Annotated in this window: 15 protein-coding genes and 4 pseudogenes; 7 read left to right on the top strand and 12 right to left on the bottom strand. The window is 66.8% G+C overall.

Going from position 1 to position 15591, the window contains the following annotated elements:
- The 3 genes and pseudogenes from ADK41_RS43730 to ADK41_RS35715 form a co-directional block, all read left to right on the top strand.
- Positions 1–111 (top strand): annotated as a pseudogene (locus tag ADK41_RS43730) (IS5/IS1182 family transposase); the annotation flags it as partial.
- Between the two features lie 73 nt (positions 112–184).
- Positions 185–1003: pseudogene (locus tag ADK41_RS40380) on the top strand (IS5 family transposase).
- A 225-nt stretch (positions 1004–1228) separates the two neighbouring features.
- A complete protein-coding gene (locus ADK41_RS35715) occupies positions 1229–1504 on the top strand; it encodes a hypothetical protein (RefSeq protein WP_030837061.1) in 276 nt (91 codons plus the stop codon).
- A gap of 130 nt (positions 1505–1634) precedes the next feature.
- Here ADK41_RS35715 and ADK41_RS35710 read toward each other — a convergent pair whose 3' ends face one another.
- The 3 genes and pseudogenes from ADK41_RS35710 to ADK41_RS35695 all read right to left on the bottom strand — a co-directional run bounded on the left by ADK41_RS35710 (position 1635) and on the right by ADK41_RS35695 (position 4564).
- On the bottom strand, positions 1635–2504 hold the full coding sequence (locus ADK41_RS35710) for an MBL fold metallo-hydrolase (RefSeq protein ID WP_030837058.1): 870 nt from the start codon (positions 2502–2504) through the stop codon (positions 1635–1637).
- A gap of 131 nt (positions 2505–2635) precedes the next feature.
- Positions 2636–2863 (bottom strand): annotated as a pseudogene (locus ADK41_RS43725) (IS481 family transposase); the annotation flags it as partial.
- A gap of 1122 nt (positions 2864–3985) precedes the next feature.
- Positions 3986–4564 (bottom strand): TetR/AcrR family transcriptional regulator, encoded by a 579-nt coding sequence (locus ADK41_RS35695; RefSeq protein WP_051843701.1) that lies wholly within the window; start codon positions 4562–4564, stop codon positions 3986–3988.
- 82 nt (positions 4565–4646) lie between these two features.
- Between ADK41_RS35695 and ADK41_RS35690 the strand changes: the two genes are divergently transcribed.
- Complete coding sequence (locus tag ADK41_RS35690; protein ID WP_030837046.1) at positions 4647–5252, top strand: NAD(P)H-dependent oxidoreductase; 606 nt, start codon at positions 4647–4649, stop codon at positions 5250–5252.
- Between the two features lie 709 nt (positions 5253–5961).
- Here ADK41_RS35690 and ADK41_RS35685 read toward each other — a convergent pair.
- A complete protein-coding gene (locus ADK41_RS35685; RefSeq protein ID WP_234319194.1) occupies positions 5962–6273 on the bottom strand; it encodes a transposase family protein in 312 nt (103 codons plus the stop codon).
- A 133-nt stretch (positions 6274–6406) separates the two neighbouring features.
- Here ADK41_RS35685 and ADK41_RS35680 point away from each other — a divergent pair, with 133 nt between their 5' ends.
- A complete protein-coding gene (locus ADK41_RS35680) occupies positions 6407–7186 on the top strand; it encodes an MBL fold metallo-hydrolase (RefSeq protein WP_234319193.1) in 780 nt (259 codons plus the stop codon).
- 314 nt (positions 7187–7500) lie between these two features.
- Here ADK41_RS35680 and ADK41_RS35675 read toward each other — a convergent pair whose 3' ends face one another.
- Positions 7501–8811 carry an MFS transporter gene (locus ADK41_RS35675; RefSeq protein WP_051843700.1) on the bottom strand — a complete coding sequence of 437 codons (1311 nt, stop codon included), beginning with the start codon at positions 8809–8811 and terminating at the stop codon, positions 7501–7503.
- A 71-nt stretch (positions 8812–8882) separates the two neighbouring features.
- Between ADK41_RS35675 and ADK41_RS35670 the strand changes: the two genes are divergently transcribed.
- On the top strand, positions 8883–9866 hold the full coding sequence (locus ADK41_RS35670; protein ID WP_030837037.1) for a GlxA family transcriptional regulator: 984 nt from the start codon (positions 8883–8885) through the stop codon (positions 9864–9866).
- 36 nt (positions 9867–9902) lie between these two features.
- Here ADK41_RS35670 and ectA read toward each other — a convergent pair whose 3' ends face one another.
- The 7 genes from ectA to ADK41_RS35635 form a co-directional block, all read right to left on the bottom strand.
- A complete protein-coding gene (gene ectA, locus ADK41_RS35665; protein ID WP_030837035.1) occupies positions 9903–10436 on the bottom strand; it encodes a diaminobutyrate acetyltransferase in 534 nt (177 codons plus the stop codon).
- On the bottom strand, positions 10433–10837 hold the full coding sequence (locus tag ADK41_RS35660; RefSeq protein WP_030837031.1) for an ectoine synthase: 405 nt from the start codon (positions 10835–10837) through the stop codon (positions 10433–10435). The genes ectA and ADK41_RS35660 overlap by 4 nt, the downstream gene beginning before the upstream one ends.
- A 99-nt stretch (positions 10838–10936) precedes the next feature.
- The gene (locus ADK41_RS35655; protein WP_030837030.1) at positions 10937–11206 is read right to left on the bottom strand and encodes an acyl carrier protein; all 270 of its coding nucleotides are present in this window, start codon (positions 11204–11206) and stop codon (positions 10937–10939) included.
- Positions 11207–11220: 14 nt separating this feature from the next.
- Positions 11221–12720 (bottom strand): AMP-binding protein, encoded by a 1500-nt coding sequence (locus ADK41_RS35650; protein WP_030837028.1) that lies wholly within the window; start codon positions 12718–12720, stop codon positions 11221–11223.
- On the bottom strand, positions 12720–13184 hold the full coding sequence (locus ADK41_RS42355; RefSeq protein ID WP_051843699.1) for a hotdog fold domain-containing protein: 465 nt from the start codon (positions 13182–13184) through the stop codon (positions 12720–12722). Before ADK41_RS42355 ends, ADK41_RS35650 begins: the two co-directional genes overlap by 1 nt.
- Before the next feature lie 49 nt (positions 13185–13233).
- Positions 13234–13611: a holo-ACP synthase gene (gene acpS, locus ADK41_RS42350; protein WP_234319192.1), complete on the bottom strand. Its 378-nt coding sequence runs from the start codon at positions 13609–13611 to the stop codon at positions 13234–13236.
- Positions 13608–14894: a type III PLP-dependent enzyme gene (locus ADK41_RS35635; protein WP_234319191.1), complete on the bottom strand. Its 1287-nt coding sequence runs from the start codon at positions 14892–14894 to the stop codon at positions 13608–13610. The genes acpS and ADK41_RS35635 overlap by 4 nt, the downstream gene beginning before the upstream one ends.
- Before the next feature lie 556 nt (positions 14895–15450).
- On the opposite strand from ADK41_RS35635, the pseudogene ADK41_RS41410 reads away from it, so the two are divergent.
- Positions 15451–15591 (top strand): annotated as a pseudogene (locus ADK41_RS41410) (diaminobutyrate--2-oxoglutarate transaminase); the annotation flags it as partial.

The raw sequence follows: 15591 nt of genomic DNA, 5'->3' as shown, positions 1-15591 counted from the left end.
TACCGCCGCCTGACCGTCCGGTACGAGCGCAAAGGCAGCCACTTCCTGGCCTTCCTCGGACTCGCAGCGGTCCTGACCTGCTACAAGAAACTCGCAAAGCTCACCACGTGAGACAAGCTCTAAGAGGCCCTAACAGAAGTTGTTGATCAAGTGACCGTCGGCTTGTCCGCTCGTTGGTCGGGGCATGGGGAAGCGTCAGTCGCGGCCGTGGCTCGTGTCGGACGAACTGTGGTCGCTGATCGAGCCGTTGTTGCCCGAGCCGGGGCCGAAGCTGGTGGCGGGCCGGCCACGGGTGCCGGACCGGCAGGCGTTGTGCGGGATCCTGTTCGTGCCGCATACCGGCATCCAGTGGGAGTACCTGCCCCAGGAACTGGGCTTCGGATCAGGGATGACCTGCTGGCGGCGCCTGGCCGCCTGCAACGAGGCCGGCGTGTGGGAGAAGCTGCACCTGGTGCTGCTGAGGAAGCTGCGGTCGGCGAAGCAGCTGGACTGGTCGCGGGCGGTGATCGACTCTTCCCACGTCCGGGCGGCCCGGCGCGGCCCCAAAGCGGTCCCAGCCCGGTCGACCGCGCACGGCCGGGCAGCAAGCACCACGTCCTGGTCGACGGGCAGAGCATCCCGCTCGCGGTGTCGTTGACCGGCGGCAACCGCGGGCGACGTCACCCAGCTCCTGCCCCTGCTCGACAAGGTCCCACCGGTCGCCGGCGTCGTCGGCAGGCCACGGCGACGGCCGGACATGCTCTTCGCGGACCGCGGCTACGACCACGACAAGTACCGGCGGCTGCTGTGGCAGCGCGGCATCCGGCCCGTGATCGCCGAACGCGACCAGCCACACGGCTCCGGCCCGGGCATCTTCCGCCGGGTCGTCGAACGCACCATCTCCTGGCTCCACGGCTTCCGCCGCCTGCGCATCCGCTGGGAGAAACGCGACGACATCCACGAGGCCTTCCTCGGCTTCGCCACCTGCCTCATCACCCACCGACACGACCAACGCCTTTGTTAGGACCTCTAAAGGTCGAAAGGGACCTGCCACCACGGCCCTGAGCATCCTTGATACCGGCCACAACCTGCACTTGGAACAGCCCGAAATCCTGCACACCGCGCTCTGGGACTTTTTCGAGGGCCTCACCTGAAGCCCCTTGCGCAGTCGCACCAACATGCCCATGGGCATCGGTCCACAGATTTCGCCAATCACTCTTGACGGCGCCGCTCGACGGTGTTGCGTCGCTTGCAGGTCTCGTGGTCGGAGGCGGAGGGCTGCCGCCCCACCTACCTCCTCGCCCCCACCGACCCGCTCCACGCCCTCATCGGCGTCCTGCACAACCGCCTCGACACCCACCCTGGCAGCTGCAGATCACCGCACGTCGGTGAGGCCCCGCCCTGCGCCCCCACTGCCTCATCAACCAAGGGCTTCCACCCGATCCCTCATGCCGCCCTCCAGCGCACCCTCACCGGCCACACCACGCGGGCGGCCTCGGTGGCGATCAGTCCGGACGGCACCTGACTCGCCGCCACAAGCCGCGATGGCCGCAAGGCAAACCTGCCCGAAGTGCCGCCGCGGCCACCACTGACTCTTCCAGGACGGAGCATGGTGGCCGTCGCCCGTGGAGTGCGCTGCTGGTCGAGCCGCTGTCTCACCAGCGAACGGCGGTGAAGTCGACTGGTCGGGGCCGCAGCAGTCGTGTGCGTTGTGCCAGTGCCGTCAGCCGCCGGGACATTTCGTCGGCGGTCAGCCGGTGACGGTCACCGTGGCCCGGCAGAACCCATTCGAAACGCAGTCGTCCGGCTGTCCTGGTGAGGGAAGCGGCCAACTCCTGGATGGAGTACCAGGTCACGCTCTCTGCGACCTCCAGGTCACGGGTGGCGCGGGACCAGTAGAAGCTGTCCCCGCTGAAGCAATACCGGTCGTCCGCAAGGTAGAGCACGCTGCCCTGGGTATGGCCGGGCAGCGGGTGAGCGGTGACGCCCTCGCTGATCTTCACAGGTTCAAGACCCCGGATGACGTGATCTGCGTCCGGTGCGGCGTCGAGGTCCCCCTCATGGATCCACAGTCGGGCGCCGAAATGGTCCGCGTAGCGGCGGCCGTGTGCGGCATGGTCGCGGTGGGTGAGCAGCACATGGGTGACGGGGCCTGTTGCCGCGTATCGCTCGGCCAGTTCACGGTTCCAGCGTGGTGTGTCGATCATCATGACCGTGCCGGAGGGCCGCACAAGCAGGTAGGAGTTGGCCCCGGCGGTGTGCCGCGAGTTGTGCCCACAGATCAGTAGCCCCTCGTCCAGGACCATTGGGAAGGGGTCGAGCCTGGAATCCTGCTGCCCGGCCGGCGGGCGGATGGAGCGTGTGGGACAGGCGAAGGCGGCGGCGTGTAAGCGCCCTGTCTCCTCTTCGTCGCGCGGTGGGCGCAGAACCTGAGATCTTCCATCGACTTCGCCGATCAGATCCGGCGCGAACTGCCGGGCGGCATCGCAGTTGCTGCAGCGGTCATCCACGTACCAGCCGTCCACGACAAGGCCTCCTTTCAAGAACGGCCCCGATCCGGGCCGCCTTGCCAGAGATATCCCACCAGCAGCCGTAATCGGTAGATCCTGCCGCTCTTGTACTTCAGCTCCCGAACCGCTCTGACAACGGCTGGCTTGATCCGGTCGTAGCGCTCCACCTTGCCGTTGTGGCGAGGTGTGTACAGGGTGATGCGCTGATGACGTGTGGCGAGCAGGGTCTGCGCGAACGCGCCGGCGCGGTAGCAATCCCCGTCGTCTGTGACGATGCGTTCGATGGGGGTGATGCCGTGGGCTGCAGACAAGGTCCTGGCCCGGGGCAAGAACGCGATGGCGGTAGCGGCTTCCTCGTCAGACAGGGCTTTGGTACGGAGTCGAGGATCTCGTCCCGGCCTCTGTTGCAGGGAGCATCCCACGTGGGGCTGCCGGCGCCTCCACGGCGAGCTGCTGGTGCTGGGCGTGAAGGCCGCCGCCTCCACGGTCTGGGAGATCCTGCGGGAGGCCGGGATCGACCCGGCGCCCGAACGGGCCTCCAGCACGTGGGCCGACTTCCTGCGCTCCCCGGCCGACGCGCTGCCGGCCTGCGACTTCTTCGGGACGGTCACCCTGACCGGGGCACGACCGTACGTGTTCGCCGTGATCGCGCACGTCGGCCGACGGATCCGGATCCTGGGCTCGGCCGCGCGCCCGACGGCCTCGTGGGTGGCGCAGGCCACGAGAAATCTCGTCATGGCCCTGGAGGATGTCAACTGCCGGGCACGGTTCCTGACCTGGGACCGGGACGGGAAGTTCCCCGCCCTGTTCGACACGGTCCTCGCCAGTGCGGGGATCGAGGTCGTGCTCAGCGGCGTCCGGATGCCGCGGATGAATGCGGTCATGGAACGCTGGGTGCAGACCTGCAGGCGCGAGCTGCTGGACCGGACCTCGATCTGGGATCAGCCGCATCCGCTCCACGCCCTGCGGGAATTCGAGCGTGTCTCCCATGTGCACCGGCCCCATCGGGGCATCGCGAACGCCCGCCAGCTGAACCCGTCGCCCCGCCGATCGCCGATCCGGACCAGATCGCCCGCCTCGAGGTACGACGACGCGATCGCCTCGGCGGCCTTCTTCACGAGTACGAGCATGCCGCCTGACCTGCCCGGACGAGGATTTCGGCAAGGGCAGGGCGCAAACCTGCCGACGAGAACTGCTGGACCGCACACCGCTCTGGAACCGGTGTCATCTCCTGTACACCCTGCGCGAGTTCGGATCCTTCTGCAACGGGCACGGGCCACACCAGGGCATCGCGAATGCTCGCCCCCCTCCATCCGCTGCCTGCTCCGATCGAAGATGCGGGCACGATCGCGTGTCTCGACATACGCAGACGCACACGACTCGGCGGCACCCTCCACGAGTACACCCATGCGACCTGACCAGCATGGGTCAGGTATTCGGCAACTGCAGGGTCAGGAGGTTATCGACACGAGAGCGACTGCATGGCTCCGAGTCCTTCAGCCAGAGGCGTTGACAAGGCTGAGCAACACGGTGGTGATGGTCGATCGGGCGAGTTCCGGGCTGATCGTTTCACGGGCGGCCGCATGGCCGAGTGCGTCCGCGGCGCCTACGAATGCAATGGCTGCTTCCTTACCGAGGTCCGCAGCGCCGTCGGCGCTTCGTATGGCTTGCCGACAGATGTCTACGTAGCGGCGTTCGGATTCTCGCCTGACTTTCTCGAGGGCTGGCGTGCCGGCCAGGGCGGCCACCACTCCACTGAGTTCGACCCCCTGGGAGACGATGCACGCGACATGAGCCGTCGCGATCGCTTCGACCCGCTGCCGCAAATCCGGCGGGGTGTGCGCTATCGCAGCATGCAGGTCGGCGAGGTGTCGCTGGTCGAAGTCCTGATACAGCGAGAGGAGAAGTGCCGAGCGCGAGGAGAAGTGATCGTAGACGACGGGCTTGGAGATCCCTGCTCTGCTCGCCAGGTACGCGAGCGTGAGCGCGTCCGTACCTTCGGTGGCGATCACGTCGCGGGCGATGCCGACGAGCTGGGCCCGCCGCTCGGCACTGGGGAGTCGTCGCTCGGCCATGCCCGGCAGTCTCTCATCCATGAGTAACCTACTACCAGTAAGCTACTACTAGTAGGTTATCCTTGAGGGAGAGAAGCTGTCGATGCACACCCTGCTGGTCGCCACGAACCCAGACCCCCAGTCCCTGACGCATCACGTGCTGGAAAAACTCAAGGCGGCACTCCACCCCATGTCAGTCGAGGCCGCCGACCTGGCCAAGGAACGGTTCGACCCCGCGTTCACCCTGGCGGATCGCCGGGCGTACCACGAGGGCGGCAACTATCCGGCCGACATCGTCAGTGAGCACCGTCGCCTCGAGCGCGCCACCGATCTCGTATTGATCTTCCCTGTGTACTGGTGGTCGATGCCTGCGCTGCTGAAGGGGTGGATAGACCGCGTCTTTGTCAACGGCTGGGCCTTCGAGCACTCCCCGACTTCTGGCCTGCGACCGAAACTTCAGGCACTCACCACACATCTTCTGCCCATCGCCGGCGACGACTCCGGCGCATACGAGCGCCACGGGTACGAGGAAGCACTGCGAACGCAGATCGAGCACGGAATCGTCGACTACTGTGGCAGCCGGCGCGGCGCCACAGCGTTCATCTACGAGTCCGAGCAGGCTTCCTCCGAGGCCACGGCTCGGAGTGTCGACCGCGCAGTGCGGATCATCAGTGGAGCCATTCATGCCCGCTCGCGGACACTGTCCTGATACTCCAGCCGGACTTTGCTGTCTGACCTGCGGTTTTCGCTGGGCAACTGGAGTATAGCGGGACTTCGATCATGCGGGGGCGGTCTCACGGAGACCGTCCCTCGCTCGTGCGGCAACGCCGCAGGTAGTGACAGCGGCGGGCGACTGCGTGGCGTCGGCGGCGTCGGTTCGACCAGCTCAGCGCGTGGTGCAGTCCTCGGTGTCCGCTCAGGTGCCGGGGCCGGACGCGACCATCTGCCAGGAGTCGCCGAACCTCCACCACTGTGAGCTCGAGGGCCGCGGCTGTCCCACCTGTTCCGCCCCTTTTTCCCAGGACCAGCGTGCCGTGGCTGAGGTTCCCCCGTTGCTCGGGAAGGGCTGGTCAGCTGGTCGGAGCAGGTCGGCGGGGTTTCAGGTTCGCTCGGTCGGTCGCTGCCTGCTCGGCGTGGTGCTGCTCTTCGAACTCGACCGGGCTGAGGCAGCCGAGGCGTTGTCCGTCATGTCCGGAAGACAACTGATACAGCATCGCTTTCCCGGCATGGGTTCCTCGCGCACACCACTGAGCCTCCGCCAACCTGAAGACACAGGCCAAAGGGCTGGTGTGACAGTCTTCGGGGATGCTCACGCTGGTCGTGAGCGGCTGTCTGTGGAGTAGATCGTCGGTCAGCGGTTGACTTTGAGATTCTTCAGGACGAGCAGGGCGCGCAGGAGGTGGGTGGCGCGGGCGGGGTCAGTGCGGAGTTTGGCGGAGGGTCCGCCAGTCCTTGAGGTGGGCGAAGCCGTGCTCGACGGGAGCGCGTCCGGTGGCGAGGACGCGGTTGGCGGTCTTCTGACCGGGAGTGAACTTGTGGGCGCGGGTGGCTGCAAAACCGGTGACGATCACGGGATCGCACACGTCGTTGTCCAGGCCGCGGAAGCCGAGGTCCGCCAGCGCTCCGAGACCGGCGGCGCGCAGACGGGCCAGGACATGATCGTGGCGGGCAGCGGTGATGTCGTGGGTGTGATCACCCGCCGGTGCGTGTCCAACGGTTTGGTGAGCCACGAAGGCCTCTCCTCACGTCCGGCAAGAACACCCCGTCAGCTTGCCTCCAGGGGGCCTTGTGCGTATCCACCACCTCAACTGCGGTTCTTTCCGGGGGATTCCACTACTCGGCGAAGAACCTCCGGCCGGCGCTGTGAACCGCGAACGGGCCGTTGCCTGCCATTGCCTGCTCATCGAGACGGACTCGGACGGGCTGATCCTGGCCGACACCGGCCTCGGCACCGCCGACCTACAGCACCCTGACCGGTCGCTGGGTGCGGACTGGGTCGCCTACGCCCAGCCCGCACTGAACCCCGAGGAGAGCGCGCTGCGCCAGGTCGTCCGCCTCGGGTACGCGCCCCAGGACGTGCGGCACATCGTGCTCACCCACCTGCATCGCGACCACACGGGAGGACTGCCGGACTTCCCTCACGCACAGGTGCATGTCCACCCCGACGAATACCGGGCCGTCACCGACCCCACGGCAGCGCACCACCGGCACAGCCTCGACCGCTTCATGCCAGCACACCGGGCGCACAACCCGCTGCTCACACCCGCACCCATGGCGGATCGCACAAAGTGGTTCGGCTTCCCCGGCGTGACGCGGCCGCAGGGGCTGGCATGCGAGCTGCTGCTGGTTCCGCTGCCTGGTCGCTCGGCGGGACACTCGGGTGTCGCCGTGCGCGACGGCCACGGACGGTGGCTGCTGCATGCGGGTGACGCGTATATGTATCACGGCGAGCTCGAGCACACGCTGCCTTTCTCGCATCCCGCCCTTGAGCCGGTCCAGCAGGGAGCACAGACCGACGTCGCGGCTCGCGACGCGACCCGCGACCGGCTGCGCTCCCTCCGACGCGACCACGCGGATGAGATCACCGTCTTCAGCGCCCACGACCCATGGGAGCTGGCCCGCTCCACCGCCTCAAAAGGCTAGGAATTTCGGGTCAGTCCTGATTCGACTGAGTTGCTTGAGGGCGTTGTCGCAGGTCATCCGGGGGTTCTCGATCGGCATCCAAGAGAAGAAAGCTCGCACATCCGCTGCCGTTGCGTCGTCCGGTCTGTCTTCGAGCCGACCGTGCTGACGGACGATCTACTCCACGGACAGCCGCTCGCGACCAGCGTGAGCATCCCCGAAGATGTCACACCAACCCTTGACCTGTGTCTTCAGGTTGGCGGAGGCTCACTGCCGGGCATTCGTCCTCGGAGCGCCTGTCAGCTTGGAGAGGACGGAGCGCTGAGGCATTGCCGTCACTGCTCCGTGGCGGACGATGCGTACGTTTTCTTGTCGGTCTCGGCCGAGGCGGTGGGGCGGAGGCGGATGACCAGGGACAGCATGGCGGCGGCCGCGCAGAAGGCTGCGAGTGCGAACCAGACAGGGTCGTAGCTGCCGAAGGCGTCGCGGGCCACGCCGCCGAGGAAGGAGGCCGAGGCCGCACCGATCTGGTGTGCCGCGTTGGTCCAGCCGAAGACGATGGCGCTGTCGTCGCCGTAGAAGGTGCGGCACAGGGCGATGACCGGTGGCACGGTCGCCAGGTCGAGAAGGCCGAAGACGACCACGAAGGTGAGCATGGGTGCGTTGACGCTGGCGGTCATGACCAGCGGCAGGCTGATCATCAGCAGGCCGCGTAGGAGGAAGTAGGCGGCGAGGAGCCGGCGGGCGTCCATGCGGTCGGTGAACCATCCGGAGGCTATGGTGCCGGCCACGTTGAAGACGCCGATGAGTGCCAGCAGTGTCGAGGCGGTGGTGACGGGCATGCCGTGGTCGTGGGCCGCTGGGGCGAAGTGGGTCCACATGATGCCGTTGGTGGACGCGCCGCAGATGGCGAATGCGCCGGCGAGCTGCCAGAAGGGGACGGTCCGGGCGGCGTCGCGCAGGACGGTCACGGTGCGGCGGGCTGCTCCGGGAACGGGTGCGGGGCGTGGGATGAAGGTGTTGCTGCCGTAGGGGCGTTGTCCGACGTCGGCGGGGTGGTCACGCAGGACGAGGCGGATCAGGGGGGTGACCGCCAGTGCGGCGAGGGCGAGGCTGACGAGGGCGGGTCGCCAGTCGTGGTGGGCGATGGTCCAGGAGAGGGCGGGCAGGAAGACCATCTGGCCGAGGACGCTGCCGGAGGAGAGGATGCCGGTCACCAGGCCGCGGCGGGTGGTGAACCAGCGGTTGGTGACGGTGGTACCGAGGGTCATCGAGAGTGATCCGGTGCCGAGGCCGACGAGGAAGCCCCAGAAAAGCGTGAACTGCCAGGCTGCGCTCATCGTGGTGGTGAGCAGTGCTCCGGCGGCGACGGCTCCCAGCCCGGCGATGACGATCCGGCGGATGCCGAAGCGGTCCATCAGGGCGGCGGCGTAGGGGGCGGTGAGCCCGTAGAGGATCATGTTGACCGAGGCCGCCAGGCCGATGGAGCCGCGGGACCAGTGGAACTCCTGGCGCAGGGGGTCCTGCAGGATGCCTGGCATGGTGGAGAAGGCACCGGCGACGATGATCGCCACTCCGGTGACGGCGGCTACCCACCAGGCGCGGCGCCCGGCGGCGTTGGTGTGATGGCCGGTGGCGTTGTGCATGTCTTCATCCTTCGGTGAGACGGGGACCGGAAACCACTGGCCGTTTGGACAGGTAGTGAAAGAATCTGGCCATGACAGTGAGTGAGGATTCCGTGCACAAAGTTGTGGTCCTGGTTCGTCATGGCCTTCTGCCCATGGAGCTGGGCATCGTGCACCGCCTGTTCGGCACCGCGGTGAATGAGGCCGGCCGGCGCCTGTACTCGGTCGTGACCTGCGCCGTGGAGCCGGGCGAGGTGTTGACCGACGCCGACTTCACGGTCAATGTGCCATTGGGGCCGCGGGCCCTACGCGACGCGGACACGGTGATCGTGCCGGCCGCAGTCGAGGACTACGGGCCCCAGCAGCGGGGCCGGCTGAGCCCGCTGGTCGAAGCGGCTCTCGCGGAAGTGCCGGCGACAGCGCGTCTGGCTTCCATCTGCACCGGCTCGTTCGTCCTGGCGGCAGCCGGCCTGCTCGCGGGCCGGCGGGCGACGACGCACTGGAAGTCGTGTCCCGAGCTGGCCGCCCTGTACCCGGAGATCGATGTCGACCCCGACGTGCTGTACACCGACGACAGACAGGTGCTGACGTCCGCGGGTGTCGCCGCGGGAATCGACCTGTGCCTGCACATGATCCGCAGTGACCACGGCGCCGACATCGCCAACACCGTCGCCCGCGGCACGGTGGTCCCACCGCACCGGGAAGGCGGCCAGGCCCAGTACATCGACCGCCCCGTGCCCGATGGCGGCGACAGCTCCACCGCCGCGCTCCGCGCCTGGGCCGTGGAGCACCTCGACGAGACCCTGACCTTGCAGGATCTGGCTCGCCAGGCCTCGACGAGCGTGCGCACACTGACCCGCAGGTTCCGCCAGGAGACCGGCATGACGCCGATGCAGTGGCTCGGCCAGCAACGTCTGCAGTATGCGCGCCGGCTGCTGGAACGCACGGACGATCCCGTGGACCGCATCGCCGCCGCGGCCGGCTTCGGGACGGGAACCGCGATGCGCCAGCACTTCCGCGAAGCACTGGGGGTGTCACCGCGCGCCTACCGCAACACCTTCCGTGGCGCACAGTGAGAGCACGCGCGCGGTGACACCGCATCAGCCGGGCCGTCAGGTGAGTTCAGAGACCGGCTCGATGGGCCCGATCCGGTAGAGCACCTCGTCGTGGTGCTCCTCGGGGAAGAGCGAGCCCGGGAAGAGCACTTCGGTGTGGACGGGGGCCCGGTACCGCTTGGCGCACTTCTTCAGCACCATGATGATGGCCTTGTTGTCTGCCGACACGGTCGCCTCGATGTAGCGGGCACCCTTGCTGACCGCGCGCTCGGCGGCCTGTTCGAACAGCTGCACTCCGAGCATCGGAATGCCATGGCGCGGCTTCACGGCCTCCTGCCATACCAGATAGGTGTCGGGCTGATCGGGGCGGAAGTAGCCGGTCAGGAAGCCGACGACCTCGTCGCCGAGTGATGCCACGAGGGAGGTTTCGGCGAAGTCGCGGCACCACAGCGCGTAGTAGTAGGGGCTGTTGTCATCGAGTTCGTCCGACTCGTGCACCATCTGCCACATGGCTTGCGTGTCCTCGACACGCGGCGTCCGGTACTCGGGGCGGGCTCGGCTGGGGGTGGAGAGGGAGGCCGGCGCGGTCATGCAGTGGCCTCCTCGGTGAGCAGGGGGTAGACGCCGTTCTCGTCGTGATCCTCGCGGCCGGTGACCGGGGGGTTGAACACGCAGATGAAACGGGAGTCCACGGTGGGGCGCAGCGTGTGCTTCTCGTGCCCGTTCAGCAGGTACATGGTGCCGGGGGTGATGAGATGCTTCTCGCCGGTTTCCTCGTTGGTGAGCTCGGTCTCGCCTTCGACGCAGAGGACGGCCTCGATGTGGTTGGCGTACCACATGGTCGTCTCCGTGCCGGCGTAGACGGTCGTCTCGTGCAGGGAGAAGCCGACTCCTTCCTTCGCGAGGATGATGCGCTTGCTCTCCCATGTTCCGGAGCGGGACTTGACGTGCCTGTCAGTACCTTCGATGTCCTTGAACGAGCGAACGATCACGGTTGCCTTCCCTTGGGCTCGTGTCGGGTGCGTGCATGGCGTCTCGCGCAGGCTCGGCGGCCTGGCCGCGGGCATGTGCTGGTCGGTGTGGTGGGTCGTTCAGGCCGCGTTGCGTGTCTCGAGCTGGGCGAGGGCGAAGTCGGTGAAGGTGTCGACGGTCTCGAAGTCGTCGGCTTCGAGTTCTTCGGGGTCCACCTCGAGGCCCAGGGAGTCCTCGAGTTCCATGAGCATCTCGAGCATCGTGGTGGAGTCCAGGTGAAGGTCGTCGAAGAGCCTGGTCTGTCCGGAGAGCCCGGTCACCGGCCGGTCCAGCACCTTGTTCAGGGCCGTTTCCATGGCGGCGGTCACGTCTGCGCGGTTGAGGCTCATCGAGCCTGCTCCTTTCATGCGTGTGCGGGGTCGTGGATGAGGTTGGTCAGGGCCTGTCGGTCGACTTTGCCGTTGTGGTTGGTGGGGAGGTGCGGGACCGGGACGCAGCGGCGCGGGATCTTGTAGTCCTCGATGAGTCCTTGCATGCGGGCCAGTACCTCGGGCCCGTCCAGTTCCGTCACTACGGCCAGTACCGCGGTATGCCCGGTCTTCGGGCCGGGCGGTAGCACGGCCGCCGAGTCCACGCCTTCGACACGGCGGGCCGCGGCCTCCACTTCGGTGGCGCTGACGCGGAATCCGCGTTCCTTGTAGAGGTCGTCACGGCGCCCTGAGAAGTAGAGGTAGCCTTCGTCGTCCATCCAGCCGTAGTCGCCGGTGCGCAGTTCCGGAAAGAGGCCGTCACGCCGGTGGAAGCGTTCGGCGGTCATCTCTGGGCGCCGCCAGTACCCGGCCATGACGTGGGAGCCACGGACGACGAACTGGCCGACCTCTCCTGCCGGCAGTCGCTTGCCGTCGTCATCGATGGTGAAGACCTCGGTGCCGGGGAGCGCCTTTCCGGACGAGCCGGGCCGCTGAAGGTCTCCGTCCGGCGGCATGATGGTGGCCCGCTTGCATTCCGTGAGCCCGTACATCAGCTGCACGCGCAAGGTGGGTATCGCCTCGCGCAGGTCGGCGATGGTCTTCTCGGACAGGGCGGCGCCGGTGTTGGTCAACAGACGCAGGGCGGGCTTGTTCTTCGCCCTGCGCACCAGCCAGGCCAGGCGGTCGGAGACGGAGGGCACGGCGGCGAGCACGGTGGCCTTGCTGTCCTGCAGGGCGCGCAGGAGGGGTGGGCCGACTTCTGCGACATGGCCTACTCGCAACTGCGCGCCGGCCAGAAACGTCAGGAACATCTGATACAGGCCGTAGTCGAAGGACAGTGGCAGAGGGCTGTAGACGATGTCGTCGGCACGGTAGGCGAGACAGTCCTGGATGGCCTGGGCGGCGAAGAGCACCTGCTGGTGAGTGCTGACCACTGCCTTGGGCAGTGACGTGGTGCCCGAGGTGTAGATCAGGCACGCCCCGTCGACTCCGAGCGGAGGGTTTGGCAGGTGTGAGCCTTCCCTCGGGGCTGGAGCGTGGCGCAGTTCCTGGGAGGTGAGGACCTGCACGTCGTGTGCTTGTGCGGTGGCGGAGACACCAGGGTCGTCGGTCACGATCACGGCGGGTTCGCAGTCCTGCAGCACATGCTGGAGCGGGCTGTCCCGGACGTCCTCGTGCAGCACGCTGAACATCGCGCCTGCTCGGGAGGCGGCGTGGACTGCGACGGCGACGGTGATCGCGTCGGGTGAGGAGATGACGACCCGGTCACCGCGCTGGACACCGTGCGCGCGCAGCAGGTGCGCAGCATGGCGAGAGGCCTGTGCCAGGTTCTTGTAGGTGATCGAGTCCGAGGCGGTACTCATGGCACACCGGTCCTGGTGTGCCGCGGCTGTCTCGTCGAGCAGGGAGTGAAGGGTCGGATGCTGGGGCACTACCGTCCTCCTGTCAGCACGGTGTCCTTTTCGCTCTGGTGCCGGCTGCCGTCGGGTGAGCTGGACCGCTTCGGCTTGGGGACGACGGTTACCGCGTTCGCCGTGCACACCGTGATGGGTTCGGCCAGTGGCTGGGCCGCGCTGGGACTCGTGTCGCAGGAGGCGATGACCTTCCGGGCTTCCAGGGCTACGAAGCGGCGCAGCTTGGTGCTCCGTACGAGCTGGGCTGTGGCTTCGATGTAGTCTCCGGGGCGGACGGGTGCTGTGAAGCGGACGTCGGAGTACTCGGCGAGCAGTCCTTCGTCGCCGTCGGTACGGATGGTGATTTCGGTGACGAGGTCGCCGAACAGGCGCAGGAGTCGTGCGCCGTCGACGAGTTCCCCGCCGTAGTGGGCTTCTTCTTGGCCGATCCTGATGCGCAGCTGCGCTGTGACGGCGTTCGTGTCACCTTCAGGAGAAGTCATGGATGCGTCATTCCTTCTTCCGTCGCTGGTGGTGGCGTGCTGGTTCGGGTCAGGAGACGAGAGCCACGGCGGCGACCACGTTGTTCTTGTGGGTGATCGAGATACGCACGGTCTGGTCGGACGCTGCCTCGGCGGCCTCGGCGCGCAGTTCGACGTGGGGTGATCCGTCGTCAGCACGCTCGATGTGGATGTTGCGTGGCGCGATGCCTTGGAACAGGCCCTTGCCCAGCGCTTTGAGGATGGCCTCTTTGGCGGCGAAGCGTCCGGCGAGGTACTCCAGGCGCCTTTCGGGTCCGAGGTTCTGCGCCTGTTGGATTTCCTCCGGGGCGTAGCAGTACCGCAGGAACCAGTGGCGCGTCACCAGGCAGGCCAGTTCGTCGCGCTCGAGAACGTCCAGACCTACGCCCATGGGCGCACCGGGTGTCACGAGGCGTCCTTGAAGACCGCCAGATGCTGGCGGGAGAGCATCTCTTCGGGTGTGTCCCGCTCTCGCACGAGGGTGGCGTGTCCGTCGTGCACAAGAACCTCGGCGGGGTAGCCGTGGCTGAGGAACAGTCCGGGCGAGGCAGTGGGACCGTAGGCGCCGGAGCGTTCGATCCCGAGCAGGTCACCGGGGCGGACTTCGGGGAGCCTGGCCTTCTTCACGATGGTGTCGTTCGGCGTGCACAGCGGCCCGGTGACCGTATAGGTGTGTGTGGGGCGGGCGGCAGGGCGTCCCAGGTGGACTATAGGGAAGTTCCGTTTCACGAAACTTCCGATCCCTACTGCTGCCATATGGTGATTGGTGCCGCCGTCCGCTACGACGAACAGTTCACCCATCGATTCCTTCACGTAGACGGCCCGTGTCACATAGGTGCCGGCATCGGCTGTGAGGAATCGACCGAGCTCCATGATGAGCCTGCAGTCCGGGTGACGTGCACGGAAATCACCTACCGGGCCTTCCAGGCCTTCCCCGAGTTCCGTTGTGTCGAGCTCCGACTCGTTCTCGAAGTAGGCCACCCCCAGGCCTCCCCCGAAGTCCACGACGGAGAGCTCCATGTCTAATTGAGTGGCGAGGTCTTCTGCCATCGCCAGGATGTTCAGCGTGTTCGCCACGACATCCTGGTGGTCAAGGAATCGGGTTCCCATGTAGGCGTGGAATCCCTTGACCTCGACGTGTTCCAGGGAGCGGAGCAGGGCCCCTGCCCTGCGGACCTCCTGCTCGTCGATGCCGAACTGGCGCGGTTTGCCTCCCATCGACAGCCCGGACCCCTTACTGAGGAAGCCCGGGTTGACCCGCAGCACGGCAGGGCACCGGCCCGCTCCCCGGGCAGCTGCCACGTCGTCCAGGAGCTGGAGCTCAGCAAGCGATTCGCAGACCACGGCATGGATGCCGGCTGATACGCAGGCCTCGAGGTCGGCCCTGCTCTTGCCCGGCCCGAGGAAGATGATGTCGGCCGGATCCACTCCCGCCCTGAGGGCAGTGATGAGTTCCGTGAGCGACGAGACCTCCGCCCCCGCGCCCCGGCTGCCGAGAAACCCACACACGCTGATATTCGGATTCGCTTTCAGCGAGTAGAAGACATCCACGCCAACGGGCAAGGCTTCGGAGATTTTCCGTAACTGCCTCGCGAGGACCTGAGCGTCATATACGAACAGAGGGGTTCCGAATTCTTTCGCAAGTTCCTCCGCCGCGAGTCCCTGTATGCGCTTCGTCGGATTTTCTGACAACTGATACTCCCCGCGCTTCGATTGTTTTCCCGAAACCGTAGGGGACAGAGCGACGAGGCGTCACACGCCCGATCAAGGAATCGGCCATCTTGCGCCGGCGACGGAATGAGAAAGCGCCCCCGTATCCCCAGGACTCCTTGCGGTATGCACCTTCGCCCCCTATGTGTGACTCACGCCACAAGAGAATGCACGCCCTTCCGGCAAAGCAATCAAATGGGACAGAAGGGGCATGTGCGGCAAACTCCGTCGCGGAGTGAAGTCGAAGTGTGACCAGAAGTGATCGACGCCGGTTCAGGGCTCGCCATCGCCCAGGCGTACACACCTCTCGCATGGGCATTGCATGTCAACGGGGCAGGCTCGGAGCAAGGGCCATTCCGCCCCACGACAAGGCGCCTGCCAGAGCCCGGCTGCCCTTCGTCACCTCATGGACGCCCGCAGCCCTCTGCAGCCGCAGCCGTCCGCCCAGCGATGCCCAAGGCCGGCCAAGCAGTCCGCGTGGAGTGCTGTCTCCTCGGTCCGCCGACACCGGTCACCCGAAACCCACTGAGGAGTGTGGATGACCATCATCCAGCCCGACCTGACCGTCTTCGAGTCCCTGGAGTCCGAGGTGCGCAGCTACTGCCGCGGCTGGCCCACCGTCTTCGACCGTGCGCACGGCAGCCGCATGTACGACGAGGACGGCCATGAGTACCTGGAC

It is taken from the genome of Streptomyces caelestis (assembly GCF_001279005.1).
GTDB lineage: Bacteria > Actinomycetota > Actinomycetes > Streptomycetales > Streptomycetaceae > Streptomyces > Streptomyces heliomycini.
Note: the sequence above shows the minus strand (reverse complement) of the source record. Positions and strands in the feature narration are given on the sequence as shown.